We start from the raw sequence: 839 nt of genomic DNA, 5'->3' as shown, positions 1-839 counted from the left end.
GAGGCCAAGGCAAGCAGCGTAAGGCCGCGAAGGTGCAGGCTGTCACCAGTGCCGTTGAACGCGACGGCAATCTGAAAGCCCTGCTTGGCGAGGCCCCACTCGTCCTCCCAAGCGTTATCGGACACAACGTACGCGACTAGCGCCCGTCCGATTGGGATTGGGCTCAGATTTTCCGCGGCGCGGAAAACCCTCCGGCTGGGTACAGATTTTCCGCGGCGCGGAAAACGTCCTCCTGGAATTTCACTGCAAGACCAGAAACAGTCACTTAAACCCAAACCGTTCCCGCCTGGCGTCGTTGTTCAGGCAGCTCTCGGAATGCGACGAAGAGCCGTCTGAACACAAATATGCAGGTGTAGATATGCAGGTCTGCAGGTAGACGGAATTTTTCATTAAGGGACGCTTATTGAAAAAACGCCCTGACCATTACACCTGCATATCTTGACCTGCATATCTGTTGAGAAAGGGACTGGCTCGCCCGGGATAATCAATGGGCGAATGCGCCACGTGGATCGAAAAGTGGTTGTGTCCTGCCCGGCTCGGTACAGATTTTCCGCAGCGCGGAAAACGGCCTCGTAGAGGTTGAGGGTATTCCGCAGCGCGGAAACGTCCTTCTGGAATTTCACTGCAAGACCAGGAACAGCCATTTGAGCCCAACCCGTTCCCGCCTGGCGTCGTTGTTCAGGCAGCTCTCGGAATGCGACGAAGAGCCGTCTGAACACAAATATGCAGGTGTAGATATGCAGGTCTGCAGGTAGACGGATTTTTTCATTAAGGTTTGCTTATTGAAAAAACGCCCTGACCATTACACCTGCATATCTTGACCTGCATATCTGTTGAGA

The organism is Corynebacterium sp. HMSC30G07, from assembly GCF_001806945.1.
Classification (GTDB): Bacteria; Actinomycetota; Actinomycetes; order Mycobacteriales; family Mycobacteriaceae; genus Corynebacterium; species Corynebacterium riegelii.
This window is presented reverse-complemented; position numbering follows the sequence as displayed.